The 18983-nt window shown below is 60.4% G+C and carries 11 protein-coding genes; all 11 read right to left on the bottom strand.

Annotated elements, in window-relative coordinates; genetic code table 11:
- Window positions 1–4: 4 nt before the first annotated feature.
- The 11 genes from IDH44_RS18795 to IDH44_RS18745 all read right to left on the bottom strand — a co-directional run bounded on the left by IDH44_RS18795 (window position 5) and on the right by IDH44_RS18745 (window position 18976).
- Complete coding sequence (locus IDH44_RS18795; protein WP_190920358.1) at window positions 5–1969, bottom strand: glycoside hydrolase family 15 protein; 1965 nt, start codon at window positions 1967–1969, stop codon at window positions 5–7.
- A 1-nt stretch (window position 1970) separates the two neighbouring features.
- Window positions 1971–3416, bottom strand: coding sequence for a glycogen synthase (locus IDH44_RS18790; RefSeq protein WP_190920357.1), 1446 nt, complete (start codon window positions 3414–3416; stop codon window positions 1971–1973).
- 11 nt (window positions 3417–3427) lie between these two features.
- Entirely contained in the window at window positions 3428–4540 is a 1113-nt protein-coding gene (glgD, locus tag IDH44_RS18785; protein ID WP_190920356.1) for a glucose-1-phosphate adenylyltransferase subunit GlgD, read from the bottom strand.
- Window positions 4537–5703 carry a glucose-1-phosphate adenylyltransferase gene (locus tag IDH44_RS18780; RefSeq protein WP_190920355.1) on the bottom strand — a complete coding sequence of 389 codons (1167 nt, stop codon included), beginning with the start codon at window positions 5701–5703 and terminating at the stop codon, window positions 4537–4539. The genes glgD and IDH44_RS18780 overlap by 4 nt, the downstream gene beginning before the upstream one ends.
- 19 nt (window positions 5704–5722) lie before the next feature.
- Window positions 5723–7636 (bottom strand): 1,4-alpha-glucan branching protein GlgB, encoded by a 1914-nt coding sequence (glgB, locus tag IDH44_RS18775; protein ID WP_190920354.1) that lies wholly within the window; start codon window positions 7634–7636, stop codon window positions 5723–5725.
- A 327-nt stretch (window positions 7637–7963) separates the two neighbouring features.
- Window positions 7964–9562 (bottom strand): extracellular solute-binding protein, encoded by a 1599-nt coding sequence (locus IDH44_RS18770; protein ID WP_190920353.1) that lies wholly within the window; start codon window positions 9560–9562, stop codon window positions 7964–7966.
- A gap of 57 nt (window positions 9563–9619) precedes the next feature.
- Window positions 9620–10492 carry a carbohydrate ABC transporter permease gene (locus tag IDH44_RS18765; protein WP_190920352.1) on the bottom strand — a complete coding sequence of 291 codons (873 nt, stop codon included), beginning with the start codon at window positions 10490–10492 and terminating at the stop codon, window positions 9620–9622.
- Between the two features lie 13 nt (window positions 10493–10505).
- A complete protein-coding gene (locus tag IDH44_RS18760) occupies window positions 10506–11435 on the bottom strand; it encodes an ABC transporter permease (RefSeq protein ID WP_190920351.1) in 930 nt (309 codons plus the stop codon).
- Between the two features lie 234 nt (window positions 11436–11669).
- On the bottom strand, window positions 11670–13976 hold the full coding sequence (locus IDH44_RS18755; RefSeq protein WP_190920350.1) for a helix-turn-helix domain-containing protein: 2307 nt from the start codon (window positions 13974–13976) through the stop codon (window positions 11670–11672).
- Between the two features lie 215 nt (window positions 13977–14191).
- Window positions 14192–17653, bottom strand: a complete 3462-nt coding sequence (locus IDH44_RS26715; RefSeq protein ID WP_223869818.1) for a glycosyl hydrolase family 28-related protein — start codon at window positions 17651–17653, stop codon at window positions 14192–14194.
- Window positions 17654–17950: 297 nt separating this feature from the next.
- Window positions 17951–18976, bottom strand: coding sequence for a Gfo/Idh/MocA family protein (locus tag IDH44_RS18745; RefSeq protein WP_190920349.1), 1026 nt, complete (start codon window positions 18974–18976; stop codon window positions 17951–17953).
- Window positions 18977–18983: the final 7 nt, after the last annotated feature.

Raw genomic sequence — 18983 nt, 5'->3', positions numbered from 1 at the left:
ACTCCTAAGCCTTCGTCAGCTCGGCATGCTTGGCGACGTACTTGCACACCGTGTGCACATAGGTCGCATGCGACCACGTGAGCGGCGCCACCGAGAGCGGCGTGCCGTCGTACGGATTGAGCTGCTCGGGCAGCACGCCGCTCTGCAGCGCTTGGTCGAGCACCCAGGCCAGCGTCTGCTTGGGACCCTGGAGCTGCTCGAGCGCAGTTGCCGACTCGATCTCATAGCTCGCGATCCAGAGCGTGCAGATGATCCACGGATTGCCCGGCACCTTGCGAATGTCGCCGGACTGCTGGAAGTAATAATCGTTGGTGTAGCGCGCGATGCCGCCGATCTCTGTCTGCACCGCCAGCCCTTCCTTGATCGCCCGCATCGTCTTCACGACGCGCTCGTCGTCGACGTCCAGGACGCCGAATTCCCAGAGCCCGAACATGCTGCTCTCCAGCGTCATGTCCTGTACCCATTCGTTGTCCTTGAACACCAGGCCGCGCGCGAAGCGGCCTTCCTCCTCGTTCCACAGATGATCAATCATCGCCTGGCGCATCGTCTGCGCCGTCTCGCGGTAGTGGTCGCTGCGCTCGTAATCGCCGAACAGGTCGGTGAAGTAAGCTGCCGCCATCAGTCCCCCGTACACCGAAGATGCCGTATACGTCCAGATGCCGTAGCGCTCCTCCCACAGATCGTAGCTCGGCTTGGGCAGCTGCAGGGAATGCTCGACATAGTTGCTAAGGAAGTGAGCCGCCTTGCGAATCAGATTGCTGTAAAGCGATTGCGGCAGCTCGATCACCTGATGGCGCGTATAATCCTTCCAGAGCGCATACAGCACCAGCGCCGTCTCGTCCTCCTGGAGCGGAATGCGTACGCTGCCTTGCACGATGTAGGGATGCCAGCTGGAGCCGACGGTGCCGTCCGGATTGTACTTGTGATACAGATAGCCCTCCGGCGACAAGGCGTCCGCGCAGAACTGGAAGAACGGCGCAATCAGGCTCTGGTAGCCCGCGCTGGACATCGCCTCGGCGATCAGCGCGCCGTCGCGCGGCCACATGTAGCTGTAGTGATCGCGGTTGTATTGCAGGATGTCCGTATCGTTGGCGGCCAGGATGGCGCCGTTCTCGTCAATCTGCGTCCGCACGATCAGCAGACTCTGCCGGAACATGCCCACGACCTCCTCAGGCAGATCGCCAAAATCGGCGTTGGAGCGCTGCAGCCAGTGGTTCCAATAAATGACGATTCGGCTGAGCAGCTTCTCGGGCTGGCTGTCCTGAACGTATTGATTGAGCCTCTTGACCTCCTCCAGGTCATGTCCGATGCTCATCCAGTAATAGACGACCTTCTCCTTGCCCGCCGGCACCTTGGCGTGGAAGCTGATCGTCGAGTCCACCGAGCCCTGGGCGATCGTGTTGCCGCTCAGCACACCGTCCTCGGCATCGCGCCAGGTCCCTTCGGCCGAGCCGAAGCGCTTGATGCCGGTCGAATATTGCCGGATACCGCCCTCGTCGGAATAGCCGTTGAACATGAAATAGGAGGAGCGCTTGTAATGAAACAGCGTCTGGTTGTCCGGATAATACGCAGCCGTATCGCCGACCTCCGTCCCGTCAATGAGCAGATCCTGGTGAAAAAACAGGCGCACCTCGCGTTCTTCGCCGGTCAGATTGCGTACGACGACGCGCTTGAGGTAGATGCATTCGCGCTGATGGATGCCGTCGTTGATTTGGAGCTCGAGTCCGAGCCGTTCGTTGCGCGCCGTCACATTGGTCACGAGCGAATCCGGTATGTATCCGAGCTCGAATTGCCAATCCGCTTCCTCCAGCCAGGAGAACGTCCCGTCCACCCACACGCCGAAGCGGCACATCTGACCGCCGACATGATTGAGTTGGCCGACATACGGAAAATAAATGTCGCGGATGTAGCAATGATCGTCCAGATTGACCAGCAGCTTGCCGTTGCCGACTACGAGATGACGAGCCATGTTAGATCTTCCCCTTTCGTTGAGGCGCAAGTTCGTGATAGAGCTGGTAATAGGCAGCCGCCGGGCGCTGCCAGCCGGTCTCCGCGCGCAGCGCGGCCGCCTGCAGCAGGCGCCACTGCCGCCGATCCCCATAGCCGGCGAGCGCGCGGCGCAGCGCCCGCCAGAGCGCGGCCGAGGTATACGGCGCGAAGGAGAAGGCGTTGCGCGTGCGGCCGCGGCTGCGCACCGTGTCGCGCAACCCGCCGGTCGCGCGCACGATCGGCACCGCGCCGTGCCGCAGCGCCAGCAGCTGACTGATGCCGCAGGGCTCGAAGCGCGAGGGCATCACGTACAGCTCGCAGCCGGCATAGATGCGCTCCGCCTGCGCCTCGTCGAAGGCGAGGCGCAGCGCCATCCGGCCCGGGTGCCGTCGCGCGGCCCTGCCCAGCGCAGCCGCGTAACGAGCCTCGCCGACGCCGAGTACGACGAGCTGCGCGCCGCGCGCAATCAGCCGGTCCAGCAGCGGGAGCAGCAGGTCGAACCCCTTCTGCTCGGATAGCCGCGAGACGATGCCGAGCAGCGGCGCAGCCGGGTCCGGGCGCAGGCCGAGCTCGCGCTGCAGGTCGCGCTTGGCGCGCGCCTTGACAGTCCGGATCGCGCCTGCCCCTGCAGTCCGCAGAAGCCGCGGCGGCCGTGCCCCGGTCGGAAGTCCGGACGCAGGCGCGCCGTTGACGATCCCGGTCAATGCGGACGCACGCGCACGGAGCAGGCCGTCCCAGCCTTCCCCGTAGGACCGCGTCCGAATCTCGCGGGCATAGGTAGGGCTCACGGTCGTCAGCTTGTCCGCATGCGCGAGTCCGGCGGCCAGACAGCTCGCCCGATCCCCCGGCAGCGCTGCGGCATCGAGCAGCCGGAGGTCGCGAGTGCCGAGCAGATGACAGAGCCGAGCGCGATCCACAACCCCCTGATACTGCATGTTGTGCACGGTGAATACCGTACGCGGCCCAGTCACGTCGGAGGCGCGCTCGGCGCGCGCGCGGATCAGATAGGGCAGCAGTCCGGTCTGCCAATCATGCGCGTGCACCACATCCGGCAGCATGTCCAAATGGCCCAGCGCGGCTGCGGCCGCAGCGCAGAAAAAAACAAACCGCTCCGTCTCCCCGTCGTAGCCGTATAGCCAATCGCCGCCAAAACGCTCGGCGTTGTCGATCAGGTAGTAGACGACGCCGCCCACCTCGCCGCGCAGCAGGCGGCACGGTACGGCCTGCCAGCCGAAGCGGACGGCGTACGACGCAATCGGCGCGAAGCGCGCGCGCATCGGCGACGCAATCGCGCCATAGCCCGGCATGAGGACGCGCGCGTCGGCGCCGTGCCTGCGCAGCGCCGCGGGCAGCCCCGCCGCGACATCGCCGAGGCCGCCGGTCTTGGCGAGCGGGGCCGACTCCGAGGCGACGATGAGTACCCGCATGCCGTCCCGTATCAAATGACCTTTCGTTTGCCGGCAATGAACGGCGCGTCGCTGACCCCGCGAATATCGCGTCCGGCTTCGATGTGCACTTCTTTGTCGAGGATGACATGGTCGAGCGCGCTGCCGATGCCGATCTCGCCGTTCTGCATGACGATGCTATTGCGCACGACGGCGCCCTTGTTCACCTTGACGCCGCGGAACAGAATGCTGTTGATGACCGTGCCTTCAATGACGCAGCCGTTGGCAATCAGCGAATTGCCGGTCTTGGCCCCTTCCAGGTAGCAGGCTGGCGGCTCGTCCTTGACCTTGGTGAAGATCGGACCGGGTTTGAAGAACAGCTCGCGCCACACCTGCGGCTTGAGCAGCTCCATGCTGTTGCGGTAATAGCTCGTGATGGAGTTGATGATGCCGAGATAGCCCTCGTACAGATAGCCCTGGATGCGCAGCGTATCGAGGCGCGACATGATGGCATGGCGGACGAGGTGGTCCTGACCCTGCGCCAGCGACGATTCGACCAGATCGAGCAGCAGCTCCTTGCGCATGATATACATCTCCATCGAGACCAAGTCGCTCTGCAGACGGCCGTAGTGATCCTGCATTGAGACGACGCGTCCGCGCTCGTCGAGTCGCACTTTACGCGCTCTGCCGCTCAGATGTTCGTCCTGACGCTTGCAGACGACGGTAATGTCGGCACTCGTCTCGATATGCTGCCGCAGCACGTCCTCATAATCGATGTTGCACACCATGTGGCTGCGCGCAACGACGACGTACTCGGCCTGGCCGCGCATGAAGTAGTCGCGGTGCTGGAAGAAATGGTACAGATCGCCCTTGCGCAGATCGCTCATATCGTCGGCAATCGGCGGCAGCACGAACAGCGAGCTCTGCCGATGATGCAGGTCCCAGTGATGGCCCGAGCCGAGATGATCCATCAGCGAGCGGTATTTCGTATGGGCGAATACCGCGACGTTGGAGATGCCGGAATTGACCATGCTCGACAGTGTGAAATCGATCAGCCGGTAACGTGCGCCGAACGGTACGGTCGCGAGGCAGCGTCCGTCCGTCAGCGTCTCCAGTTCATCCGGCTCGTGAATCAGATTGATGACGCCCATCAGCTGCTTGCTCATGGCTGTTCCACCTCCATCAATTCGGTCTGACCACCGACATAATCGTCGCTCGCGACCACAGTAATCTTGTTGCCATCGGGCGAGCCGACGGTCACGCCCGCTTCGATGACGGCGCCTTCTCCGACGATGGAGCGATAGATGCGCGCGCCTGCCCCCACCTTGACGCCGGGCATGACGACCGATTCCATGACAATCGCGTCCTCGCCGATCTCGACACCGTTGAAGACGACCGAATGATGCACCGCCCCTTCAATGAAGCAGCCCTCGGTGATCAGCGACTCCGACACTTCCGCTTGGGGCGATACATATTGCGCCGGCCGGTTCGGGTTGACCGAATAGATGCGCCAGTCGCGGTCGTTGAGCTCGAGCTGCGGCGTGTCGGTCAGCAGATCCATGTTGGCCTCCCACAAGCTCTCGATCGTGCCGACGTCCTTCCAATAGCCGTTGAACGCATAGGCGCTCAGCTTCATGTCGTCCGCGAGCATCGCCGGAATGACGTCCTTGCCGAAATCGTTGCTCGATCCGAGGTCCGCCTCGTCGCGGATCAAATATTGCTGCAGCACCGGCCAGGAGAAAATATATACGCCCATCGAGGCCAAATTGCTGGTCGGATTTTTCGGTTTTTCCTGAAAATCGGTGATGCGTCCATGCTGGTCCGTGCTCATAATGCCGAACCGGCTCGCATCCTTGTGCTCGACCTCGAACACGGCAATCGTCACGTCCGCCTGCTGCTTCTTGTGCTCCTCGAGCATCAGGCTGTAATCCATCTTATAGATATGGTCGCCGGAGATGATCAGCACGTACTCCGGATCGTACCGGTCGATGAAGCCGAGGTTCTGATAAATGGCGTTGGCCGTGCCCTTGTACCAGGTGCCGCCCTTGGACTTGACGTAGGGAGGCAGCACGGACATGCCGCCGTCGCGGCGGTCGAGCCCCCACGGGCTGCCAATGCCCAGGTATTGATTAAGTACGAGTGGCTGGTACTGCGTCAGCACGCCGACGGTGTCGATGCCCGAGTGCGCGCAATTGCTCAGCGTAAAATCGATAATGCGGTATTTCCCGCCGAAATGGACGGCCGGCTTGGCTACGTCCTTGGTCAGTACGCCCAGCCGTTTACCTTCCCCGCCGGCCAGCAGCATTGCGAGCATTTCTTTTCTCACCATTGACACCACTCCACTCCTCTTATTGATGTGCGAGGCTGCGCTCGGGCTTGAGCAGGATGCATTCGAACGGCAGCACGTGCAGCGCAAGGCTGTAATCGCGGCCGTGCCAGGGCAGCGCCTCTCCCTCCGGCAATCGGGACGGCGCATCCGCACCATCATCGATCCCGGCCAGGCTGCTGCGGAACGCCACGCGATACTTCGTCGCCTCCGGCACGCCCAGTCGGTAGTCATACGCCAGCCCGGAGAAATTGCACACGACCAGCATGTAATCGTCGGCATCGCGCGCCCGACGCAGAAATGCGATCAACGCCTGCTCGGCGTTATGGACGTCCAGCCATTCGAAGCCCTCCGGCTTGCAATCCTGCTCCCACAGCGATGCCTCGCTTCTATAGATACGATTCAGCTCCCGGGAATAACGTTGCATGCCCTGATGCGAGTCGTAACGCAAAATAGCCCAGTCCAGCTGATCGAGGTCTTTCCACTCGTCGTAGTGGCCCCACTCCCCGCCCATGAACAGCAATTTTTTGCCCGGGTGGGTCATCCAAAAGCCGAAAAACAGACGAAGCTGTGCGAATCGCTGCTCGTAGGAGCCGTGCATCTTGTTCAGCAGCGAATGCTTGCCGTGCACGACCTCGTCATGCGACAGCGGCAGCACGAAATTTTCGTTGAAGGCATACATCAGCGAAAACGTCAAAAGATGATGATGGGCTCCACGCTCCGCCGGGTCGAGCGCCATATAGCGCAGCATGTCGTTCATCCAGCCCATATTCCATTTGAAATTAAACCCGAGACCGTCCTCATGAACCGGAGCGGTCACGCCCGGCCGGGAGGAGGAGTCCTCGGCAATCATCAATGCGCCGGGGTAATAGCGAAACACCGCCGTGTTGAGCGCTTTGAGAAAATCGATCGCCTCGAGATAATCTTGCCCGCCGTGGGCATTCCAGGTCAGCAGATGGGCCGGCTTGTCGAAATGCAGATCGACCATGCTTGCCACCGCGTCGACGCGCAGCCCGTCCATATGAAATTCCTCCATCCAATAGAGCGCTCCGGAGATGAGGAAGCTGAGCACCTCGCCGCGCCCGAAGTCGAAGGCCAATGTTCCCCATTGCGGCTTGTCGGCGCGCCGCTCGTCGGGCCCCTCGTAGATCGGAGTGCCGTCAAACAGGCGCAAGCCGTGATCGTCGCGGCAGAAATGACCCGGCACCCAGTCCAGAATGACCCCCAAGCCGCGCTGATGGCAGCGGTCCACGAAACGGCGCAGCTGATCGGGCTCGCCGTAGCGGCTGGTCGGTGCATAATACCCGGTCGCCTGGTAGCCCCACGAGCGGTCGAATGGATGCTCCGTGAGCGGCAGCAGTTCGATGTGGCTGTATCCCATCTCAGCCGCGTAGTCGACGAGGTCTTCGGCGAGCTCCTCGTAGGTGTAGAAATGTTCCTTCCCCTTGATTTTCCACGAACCGAGATGCACCTCGTAAATCAGCATCGGGTTCGAATACGCCGGCCGCTCCCGCTGCTTTTTCATCCAGGCGGTATCCTTCCAGGGATAACCCTTGAGCGGCTTGACAATCGAGGCGTTACTTGGGCGAAGCTCGGCAAAGAAGGCATACGGATCGGCTTTGAGCAGGACGCGGCCGTCCGGCGTTTCAATCTCGTATTTGTATGCCTCGTCCTCGCCCAGACCGGGGACAAAGCACCACCATACCCCGGTCGACCCGATCGCTTCCATCGGATGCGCGGCGCCGTCCCAGTCATTGAATGCGCCAGCCACCCGCACAGCGCCCGCCTCGGGGGCCCAGACCGCGAACCGCACGCCCGTCTTGCCGGCTATCTTCATCATATGCGCACCTAAGGTGCGGTAGGCATAATACAGGCGGCCGGTGTTGAACAAATACAGATCGCTTTCGGTCAGTCCGGCGGCAGCTGCGTCAACCATTGTTCATCACCACCTCCCTGATTCGTGTAAACATTGATGACATGATCGTTTTATCTCCTTCAATTATACTATGGAACGCGAAACTTGACACCCATTTTCAGAAAATATCGCCAGCTCGTCCAAATGAATAACGTGAATTATCTTTACATACGCAGCGCGCGAACCTTGGCCGCATTCACGCCGCTGCCCATACAGTTCGACATTGCCGCTGTGCTTCCTGCCGCGAGCAACGAGAAAAACCGTTTCTTGCGCATCCAGGTCTTGCGGCCTCCAGTTGCACAAGAAACGGCGGAATGTAATGCGGAGCTTGTAATAAAGTCTTTAGCCTTATTGCCGTGCCACCGACTGATACAGTTCGTTTGCTTCCGCTTCCAACTCCGCTCCGCCCAGCTCGTTCCATTGCTTGACGAACGCGTCGAATTCTTCGATTGTTTTGTCGCCGCGAACAATTTGGGCGTACACCTCGGTTTTCAGGTTGGTGAGGTCTCCCCAGTATTTCCCTGCGGAAGGCAGCACGTCCGGCTTGCCGAAAATGTCCCAAACCGGTGCGTTGTATTGCTCCATGTCCTCCACGACCCGCGCTCCCAGGAAGGGCTCGATGACGTCTGGGCCGGGCATGCCGGCAAAAATCGATTCAAAGCTGTTCTTCAGCCCTTCTGTGGCCAGCTTGGCGCTGTCGTCAAATGGCGGGATAAAGGTCAAGCCCTCACCCGGCTGGTCCGGGTTGTTGTATTCCCAGTGGGTCCCTTCCTCACCGACGGCCACCTGCATGAACGTCTCGGGATCGGTCAGTGTCTGCTCCATCATCTCCATGATGCGGGCCATCTTCTCCGGCTCATCCTCCAGATGCTTTCCGAATGCGTAGATGCTGCCGGCCGACCCCCATGCCCAGCCGCCCTGCTGCCCTTCAGCACCGACAGGCAGGGGCGTCATCTCCATCATGCCGTCCGGTTTGATCGCCTTGATGGCATTAAGCGTCGAGTTCGGATTGGATTCGTCGAATGCGTTCAAGGAAAGGGAGTGGTTGTAGGCAAATTTGCCTTCAACAAACTTTTGCTCCAGCTCTTTGCCCGTCACGAATTCCGGATCGATGTAGCCCTTGCTGTACCAGTCCGCCAGGCGCTCCAGCGCCTCCCTGGCCTCCGGTTGAATGGCGGCGTTGACGACCTTTCCATCCTTAACCATCCATTGCGGCGGCATGACGCCATATGCCCCGAAGATGGTGAAGAACGCGTAATAGTAGGAATTTCCGTTCGTATTCATGCCATAGACGCCAATTTGCTTCAATTTCTCAAAGGCCGCCTCCATCTCGTCGAGCGTTTGCGGAATGCCTTCGACGCCGGCCTCCTCCAGCAGATCGGTTCGCCAGGCGGATTTGGCGTTGAACTGGCCGTTGTAATACATCAGGGGAATGCCATAATTTCGATCATCAGTCTTCGTATAATACCACGCCTGGGGCGCGAAGCTGTCAAGCGCCTGCTTGACGCCGGGCATGTGCGCCTCAATCAGCTCTACCGGCACCTCGGCAACCAGTCCCTGCTGCACATATTTGAACAATTGGTTCGGATCGAGCACATACATGACATCCGGCACCTCTCCGGAGGTCAGCACAATCTGCTGCTTTTGCACATAGTCGGCACGCGGAATGTCATTGTATTGAATATCGACATTAAAGGCTTCCTCTACCGCATTCAACGCGTATGACTCGTCGCTCAGATCGGACGGAATGTTCATCCAATCGATGCTCATCCGCTCCTCGTTCGTACCGGACGACGTTTCGTTTGTCTGTTCATTCTGGCCTGTGCCTGCCCCGCCTTGATTGCTGCCGCCGTTGCCCGACGTACAGCCCGCCAGACCGACGCTGCACGCCAGCAGCACGGCCGCGGCGGAGCCTCCCCAGATGCGAACCCCTTTTTTTCGCTTCATGTTGTTGCCTCCTCTAATGGTTTTGTATGCAAACCTGCCGTAGCAGGAAGTTGCCGGTTAGCCTTTCAGCGAGCCGAGCAGTACGCCTTTGACGAAAAACCGCTGTACGAACGGATAGACCATCAGAATCGGCAAAGACACGATCATGATCGTAGCCGCCTTGAGCGTCTCCGGGGTGTAAGCCTCGCGATTGAGCTCCTCGCCCGGCGTGAGCGAGACCGCCTCCTCGATGACCGTTCGCCTGACGAATAGCTGCAGTACCTGCTTGTCTGAATCATGCATGTACAGCATCGCGTCGAACCAGGCGTTCCAATGCGTCACCGCGCCCCAGAGCGCGATGACAGCCAGTACTGGCACCGACAGCGGGAGAATGATGCGCGCATAGATCCGCAGTTCGCCCGCACCGTCAATGCGGGCCGCTTCAATAATTTCCCCGGGGATGCCCTCGAAGAAATTTTTCATTATGATGACATTAAAAGCTGTCACCGCGCCGGGCAGCACGAGCGCCCATACCGAATTGAGCAATCCCAGATTTTTGACCAGCAGGTACATCGGAATCATGCCGCCGTTGAACAGCATGCTGAACACCAGCAGTTTCATGATTCCGCCCCGATGCGAGAAGCCGCGCCGCGACAGCGGGTAGGCGACCAAGGACGTCATCAGCAGCATCAGACTTACCCCGAGCACGGTACGCACGATCGTATTGAAGTAAGCCTGCCACAAGTAAGGATGCGCGAATACCTTCTCGTAAGAAGCCAGCGTCGGGTTATCCGGAATGAAGTTGACCCGCATCGCCAGCGCATCGGCCGGCGTCATGAGCGACAGCGTCAAAACATAAATGAACGGATAGAGCGTGCACAAGCCCAGCAGCAGCAGAAACAAGAAATTAAACCAGTCAAACAGTCGTTCGCCCCATGTACGCGTAAACAAAGCAGTTCCTCCTTTACCATAATCCCTGCTCGCGGTCGTACCACTTGACCAGCCGATTGGCGGTCACGACCAGCAGGATGCCAATGACGGAATTGAACAGTCCGGCCGCCATGCCGAGCTCGTAATCCATCGTGAGCAGGCGACGCAGCACATAGGTGTCCAAAATCTCGCCTACTTCGAGTGTCGTCGCGGTCGTCAGATTGTAGATCTGATCGAAGCCCACGGTCAGAAAATTGCCGAGCTGCAGCAAAAACAGCGTAATAATCGTCGGCATCATCGACGGCAGACTGATATGCCATACCCGCCGCCAGCGGCTCGCCCCGTCGGCGATCGCCGCCTCATACAACGTCGGATCGATCGAGGCCAGCGCGGCAAAATAAATGATCGATCCCCAGCCGATGCTCTGCCAAATATCGGTCAGCACGACAATGCCGTAAAAATAATCGGGCTCCAGCAGCCATAACTGCCTCTCCAGGCCGAACAAGCCGACCAGTTTGTTCATCGCACCGTCCGAACCGAGAAATACGAACAAGATACCGGCCAAAATGACCCAGGAAAAAAAATGCGGCAAATAGGTTACGGTCTGAACGACCCGGCGAAACCAGACGAGGCGCAGCTCGTTAAGCAGCAGAGCCAGCGCGATTGGCGCGGGGAAGCCGAAGCCCATTTTGAGCAGTGCGATAATGATCGTGTTGCGCAAAGCGTTAAGAAACGCCTCGCCGGCTAACAGACGGTTGAAATGCTCCAGGCCGGCCCATGCGCTGCCCAGGATGCCCTCTGTCACGCGATACTCCTTGAACGCGATCATAATGCCGTACAACGGAACGTAGTTAAAAAGCAAAAACAAAGCAAAACCGGGCAAAAACAAAAGAAACAAATAGCGATTGCGCTTGTATTCCCGCCAGCGGTCTTCAAGGTTGCCCGCAAGGCTCCGGTTGAACATGTTCGTCACTCCTTTTCGGAAGTAAGCGTAACGCAATACCGGTTCCATTGCGATGATCAGGTTTTCTGCTCTGCGCCTGTCCGCGCAAGTTTCGACACGTCGAAAAACGGATTATACGCGCGTAACGCCCCTTGCCGCTGCGCAGTTGTCCGCCTGCGCGTAATCACGCTGCCTGGGCGCAAGACCCGAAAGGGCGCCCTCCCACGCGGAAGACGCCCTTGTGTAGACTGCCATTCAGGCTTTCAAGCAGTTGCGGTATTCGCCAGGTGTGCCCCCTTCGAGCTTTTTGAAGACGCGGATGAGCTGCTGGGCGTTGCCGTATCCGACTTCCTTGGCAATCTCGGAGATTGTCAATTCGGTTTTGGCCAGCAGCCGCTTGGCCGCATCTACGCGGAACTGGGTGACATACTGGATGAACGTCGCGCCGACTTCGTCCTTGAACAGTTGACTAAGGTGGGATTGACTGATGCCCAGCTTCTCTGCGGCCATCGCCAATGAGAGATCATGCGCGTAGTGTTCCTCGATCAGCCCCAGCGTCTGTTCGACGATCGACTGTGCGCGGAATTTGCGCAGCCGTTCCACCGCGCCGACCAGCGGCATTATGAGCTCGCGCAAAAACCACTCGGACAGCTCTTCTTGCTCCTGATGCCCGTCCAGCTCGACATAAGGGTTGCGTTGCACCAGCGAGGCCGTCCATTCGTCGATATCATGGAATTCGCGCATCATCGAAACCAGCAGCTGCATGTAGAATGTTTTGGACGCGGCCAGCGTAAACGGACGCACCGCCAGCACAAAGGCTTCAAACGATGCATATGCGCCCTCGCCGTTGCCCTCGCGCATGTGCGCGATCAGTTCGAGCTCCGTGCGGTGCGGATACGCAAGCTCGCCGATGCTGCCGGGCGCATCATGCGCAAGTCCGACTACCTCGTCGCCCGCTCCGCCCCATATCCACTGCATCGCACTGAGCGCACTGCGATAGGAGCCGGCCAACTCATTGAAGCTGTCCACGATCGGCCCGGTGCCGATCGTCACCGTCTGCTTCAGGTATTGCTTGGTCGTATGGCGCAGCACCTCGGCCTGCTCCATCAGCTGCTTGTCGGTATGCTCGGCCGGTAGGTTGAGGATCAGCACGCCGTGCCTGGGCGTGACGACCGACTCCACGATCATGTCCTCGCTCAGCAGCTCGCGCCCGATATTGGTCGCCGCAAACAAAAACAACGACCGGTCATCCTCGCGAAATCGACCGCTATCCCGGAACTCATCCGGCTGAATGATAATGACGGCAAACGCAGCATGACGAAAAATATCGAGCCGTTCGCCATGCTGATGCCGCAGCTTCTCAACAGTCTCGCTGTAACCCATCAACGCCGAAATTAAAAAATGATCGCGCAGCTGCGGCAGTTGGGCTTTCCATTGCAGCCGCTTTTCATCCATTTCTTGAAATAACGAGGAAATGCGCCTTTCAATCAGCTTCACGCCGCCCTCATAGGTAGAATCCCATTCCGTCTGTTCTTCCGCGCCTTTGCGGCCGTTTTTGAATAGCAGTTCCACAAGATGCTGAACTCCTTTTTGAAAGCGGTTGTAACTGAAATAAGCCGAAAAAAGCGCAAGCAGCGACAGCCCGAGCGTGGTCGCCATTATCATCCGCTGCAGCAGTTGCACATTCTGATTGGGCGCATCCGACGGTATGGCCATAATGTAGCTCCAGCCGTTGTGCGGCGAGCGATAGACCGTCGCAAACAGGGAAGCCTCGCGCAATTCAACAGTCGTACCGACGCGGGCCTCTCCATTTTCCTGAATGAGTCTGCGGATCCTTGACTCCTGACGCTCAGTCAACGCCGTGCCGCCGTCTGCGTGCATCAGCATTTCATGATCGGATGTAAAAACCAGGACATTTCCGGGCGTGCCGAACGGAAAACTGGACATCATGCCGCTAAAGTAGCTCAGGTCCAGATCGGCAATCAGAGCCGCCTTGGGCGTATCGTACAGCATCGGCATGAGGCGGATATACGTCAGGACTTGTATTTGCGCGCCGGAGGATTCTGTTTTGATCCGCGGAACGAGCCAGAAGCTCTGTTTTTTCTCCCGAACCTGGTCCAGCATGTCGGGCATCCATTGCCAATCCGGAAATCGTACCGCGCCGGCCGAATATAGACCGACACCGGTTAACAGGGTCTCTTGGTCAAAATGATACAAATAGACAGACTCGATATAATCAATTGAGGAAGACAGCGAACCGAGATCGCGGACTGCCGCGTTGGTCGTCGCCAGCGAGCCGAGTGTAGGCGCCGCGCCGATGCTGATGATCTCTTGCATATTCGTCTGCAGACTCATCTGTCCGGTCGTCTGCTGGACCTGAGTCATCGTCTGACTGATCTGCTCGTCCAGCTGCGAAAGCGAAACGAGGGAAGTACGATTGATCTCGTCTTTGATGATGCCCACGCCCATCGTGTACGCCGCGACCCCGAAGACAAGCACGGGGATGATCGAGATCATCAAAAACCAGACTGTTCGTTTGCTTCGAAACCAGCGTAACTTCACTATGCGCGCCCCCTCTGCGTCTCTCATTGTATCGCAATGTCCGTTGCAAATGAATAATCAATCCTTCGGACGGCATCGGCAATATGCCGTAGAGGCCTGTGCGCAAGCGCACAGGCCCTATCACGGATCCGGCTCGGCGGATCAACGCCGCAGTCCAAAGCGGCCGCACCCTGTCACGGGGTACGGCCGCTCTCTTGCCCAAAGGGCGCTCCGGCTTACGGCAGGATCGTCACATTCGACGAACCGTAGCTGTTGTCGATCTCCAGATCGACATTGTCGAACGTATTGTCCTCGACGACCACGCCCGTCACCGCCGAGTCGTGGCGGCTGGTCATGTATCCGGTATTCGAATCGTACTGCGGACCGGGCGCGCCGATCGTGATGCCGCGGTCCGTGTCCGCGATTGCATTGTCCGCAATGACGACCGCCTTGACCGCCGGCCGGGTCGGCTTGACCGCATTGTGCAGCGAGCCTACCGCGATGCCGTTGTAGTAATTGCGGTCGCGCAGACGGCTCGAGTCGGAGATACCGGTCAGTTCGTTGTCCCGGATGTCCGCGCCATAGATCAGATAGGCAAATGGATCATGGGTCTCGTTGAGCGCGTGGATGCTGATCGTGCCGACATTCGAGCGCCAGGACACCCCGGTTACCGTATTGTCCTCGATGCGCGTGAAGTACGCCAGCGAGAAGCGGGAGTCCGACCGCTCAGGACGCTCCAAATAGATCGAATGGGCGTAGAAGCCCTCGCTGTCCGTCTGCGCGTTGCCGGCCATCACCGCATCGATCGAGTCGCCGTAGAGTTGGAACGTGTTGCCGTTGTTCAGGCCGACATTGTCCGTCATCGTCACCATTTTGTTCGCCAGCACGATGGCGAACTTGCTCGTCGCGTCTGGAAGGATATCCCATGGCTGGGCGACTTGGTACGTCTCGTCTCCGAGATACGCCGTCAGCGCGCGGTACTGCCCCATGCCGCGGCCGTCGACGATGACGATATGCCACTCTCCCCAGGCGCGCCGCTCCAGCGTCCAGGCGGTCAGTCCGTTCGCGCCGAGGATCGCGCCGCCGTTGTCGCGCTTGGGCGCCACAGTCACACTGTCGGCGCCCGCCGCCGCGACAGTACCCATCATCTTGAGGCCGCCCCGGAAGTTCTCGGCGGAGACGATCTCGCCATCGTTGGCGCTTTCGCTGCCGGTGTTGGCGATGGAATTGCCCGCCACGTAAGCCGGACCGCGCACGAAGATCCCTTGCTTGCCCTCGTCGACGCTAGGCAGACTGCGGGTGATCTCGTTGCCGATCACCGTGATGTAGCTGCCGGTCACGTAGGTGTTGCCCGCGGTCGTGTCGAATTCATTGTCGAGCAGTTGGGCGTAATTGTAGATGTACGACGACGTCGGTCCCGGCGCGAAGCCGCGGAACTCCGAGTCCGCGATCAGCACGTGAGCCAGCGCCTCGATGGCGATATATCCCGGCGTACCGCTCCTGGACCATGGCCCCTCTTCCATCCGGTAGTCCAGCGCGAACTCCTTGAGAAAGATTCGCTCCGCCGTCTGCTGCGAGCTGTAGTCCGGATTCCAGCCATTGCCCAGCCACAGGAATTGATTGGGCAGCGGCAGATCCGACGCCGCATCGTCCATCGTCAGCGTCAGCCGGGCCAGCCCCTGGCCGCCGTCGTTCGATACGGACCGAATGACCGTCCAGCTCTCCAGCTCCGCCGTCGTCGCCGTGGCGAGCGGCACGTACGTCAGGACCGTCTCCTCCTGACCGTCGCCCAGCAGCACGATCTCTTCCGGCAGCTCCAGTCGGCTGATCCGGTAGTTGCCCTCGGGCAGATAGACCGTACCGCCGCCCAAGGCGTCGACCGCATCGATCGTCGCCTGGATCGCCGCCGTATCGTCGAGTCCGTCGCTGCCGTCAGCGCCGTAGGCGGTGGCGTCCAGCTGTGTGCCCCAGTCGAAGGCATAGCTCCACGCCACGCCCAGACCCAGCGGATCGGATCCGGCCGGGACGATCGTCAGCGTCACATCCTCCTCCAGCGGGCGATAGTGGACACCGTCATTGGCCAGCTCCACTGTATACGTGCCGGCCGGCACGGCCCCGTCTCCCGGGATCTCGATCTCCGCCATGAACGGCGTCGTCTCCGTCACCGTCACCGGATAATCGGCCGCGCCATCGGTCAGCCTCACTGTCGTCGCTGCCGCGGCTCCGAATTCACGACCGTCCAGATTACGGCCCATCACCCGCACCCGCAGCCCCTCGGCCGCCGTGTCTTCGGAGAGCCATTGCGGACGCGCCGCATTGAGCAGCAGGGGCCGGCTCCAGCCGAACGCATTCTCTACCCAGACGCCGTACACCCCGGCAGACACACTGTCCGGCATACGGGTCACGACATACTTGCCTTCCGGATCGCTCTGCACGACCGGCAACGTATAGGCCGCCGCCGGCGGCGCGCTCAGGGCATCCAGTCCGCTCGAGTCGGACATGGACAGCTCCAGCTCGCCCTCCAGGCCGTCGCCGTAGATTGTCAGCAGTTCGCCGGGCGAGACCGCATCGCTGACGCGCAGCAGCGTCGGCGGCGCCTCCCACGGATCCAGGACGGTCAGCTCGGCTGCCGCGCCGGAGCGCCACAGGCCGAGGCCGCTGTCCCCGGCATAGCTGGCCCGCACCATATAGATGCCCTCATGGGAAGGCGTGTAGTCGAGTTCAGCCCGGCCGAGCGCATCGGTGACGACCGTGCCGATCACGGCCTCGGGCGCGAGCGCCGACTCGGCGGTGAACACGACCGGCTGGCCGGCTAGCGGCTGCAGCGCGTCCCCGTATACGGCTTGTACGACAGCGCCCAGTCCGACCGTGTCGCCCTCGTCGATCGCCGCCGGGAGCGGATCAAGCGCCAGCGCCGTCGGACGATCGGCCGATTCGGAGACGGCCGTGACCCGCACATTGTCCAGATCGACCGTCATCGGCACGGCCGCCTCCGGCAGCGAGCGCAGCGACAGGTTGAAGTCCGCTCTGGAGAACGCGCTCGTGAGCAGTTGATCCTCCAGGCCGCTGCCATTGTCCAAGGCGCCGCCCGCCTCATACAGCGTGAGCGGCAGGGTCGCGGTGTAGCGGGTGAACGCACCGTCGCCCTGGGTATCCAAGCTGCCGATGTTCACGTTGTTCACGATGCGCAGCTCCTTCGTTCCGGTGGCGCCGGCTACGGCAGATTGACCGTACAGACGCAGCAGCACGGTCGGACGGTTCGCGGCGTCGCCGCCCCGGCTTACCATGTCAAAGTCGAATTCGACCTGCACCTCCCACTCCCCGGGCGGCAGATTGTTGAGCTGCTCCAGCAGCTCGCTATCCGAACCGGAAGCCATATCCAGGGCGGCATACACACTCTCCCCTTGGACCGTTGTCAATCGGGCAAAGCTGTCCGCCGCCGCAGCAGGCGCCGTATTGCTCTTGCCCTCCGCCGTAAAATCCAGCTCCGTCGCCGACGCCAGCGCAGAGCCGGGGACAAGCGAAGCCGCCGAGCCGTACGTATCGAGATCCAGTCGGTAGAGCGGCGCCTCTACTTCACCTGCAGCCTGCGCCGTCCTCTTCGGGCCAGGCCCAATTCCGCTCAGCGTAGCGAGTCCGAGCAGCACGGCCAGTCCGAGCGCCCACTGGGCGCGCCTGCGCAACATCATTCGAATCATCATCATTCCTCCTTTTCAGATTGCGGAAAAGGCGATCGCCTCGCGGCTCCCAGGCCCAACCCTTCCTATGACCGAAAGCAAGCGGCCGCGTACATGTAGCCGCTTTCACACCTGCTTTCCCTCTCCCGTAGCTCATGCTAGCATCCTCGTCCGTTTCGTCGCAATGTTCACATTTTCGGTCGCCGCAATCCTTTGTCCCACTTAGGTTTGACGGGCTGAATCCCTTGCGCCGCAAGCGCGCAAAAAGGCGTATGCGGCCGGAAAACCCGACTGCACACGCCTGAGATAGAGATTGATTTATTGTTGCAACGAGATGACCTTGCCGGTCGCCTGCGACTCAAACGCGGCCAAAATAACGGCCAGCGACTTGCGGCCTTCTTCACCGGAGATGCTTGGCTTGGTATCGTTGACGAGGCAATCCACGAACGCATCGATTACGCCGCTGGCCGTCTGCTTGGTGTTCGTCGCCATCGCGCCGACCTTGTAGCGTTCGACCGTGCCGTCGCGCAGCTCGACGATCACTTGATCCTCCGAGTCAGTCCCGATCTTCATGACCCCGTTCTCGCACCAAAGCACGGTGCTGTTGTCTCCGCCCTTGTAGTACGTCCAGCTGGCTACGAGGGAACCGAGGGCGCCGCTCTTCATGCGCAGGATGCAATTGGCGCTGTCGTCGACGTCAGTGCCTTCCTTGGAGACGGTGCCGATGAAGCCGGCCACATCCGCCACTTCGTCGTCGAGCAGCCAGCGAATCAGGTCGGACTTGTGGACGCCCAGATCGCCCATCGCGCCCATGATCGCTTCGTCCTTGCGGAAGAACCAACTCTCCCGTCCGTCGATACTCCAGCCCTCGGGCCCCGGATGGCCAAAGGAAGTGCGGAACGACAACACGCGGCCGAGCCGTCCGGTCTCGAGCACTTCTTTGGCCTTCACATGAGGCGGCATCAGACGCTGATTGTGGCCGACCATCAGATAGACGCCCGCTTCCTCGGCGGCGGCGATCATCGCCGCCGCTTCTTCGTCGGTGGCTGCCATCGGCTTTTCAACGAGCACATGCGCGCCGACCTTGGCTGCGGCGATCGACACCGGCGCATGCAGGGCGTTCGGCAGGCAGACGCTGACCGCGTCCGGCTTCACCTCGTCCAGCAGCTCCTGATAGTCGCGATACACCTTGGCTCCATGCTTGTCCGCATAGTGCTGCGCACGCTCGGCGACCAGATCGCAAAAGGCGACCAGTTCAACCTGCTCGTTGTTCTCGTATTCCGGAATATGACGATGCTTGGCAATCGAGCCGCACCCGATCACGGCCACTCTGAATTTTTTCAATGCCTTG

It is taken from the genome of Paenibacillus sabuli, assembly GCF_014705605.1.
Classification (GTDB): domain Bacteria; phylum Bacillota; class Bacilli; order Paenibacillales; family Paenibacillaceae; genus Paenibacillus_D; species Paenibacillus_D sabuli.
Note: the sequence above shows the minus strand (reverse complement) of the source record. Positions and strands in the feature narration are given on the sequence as shown.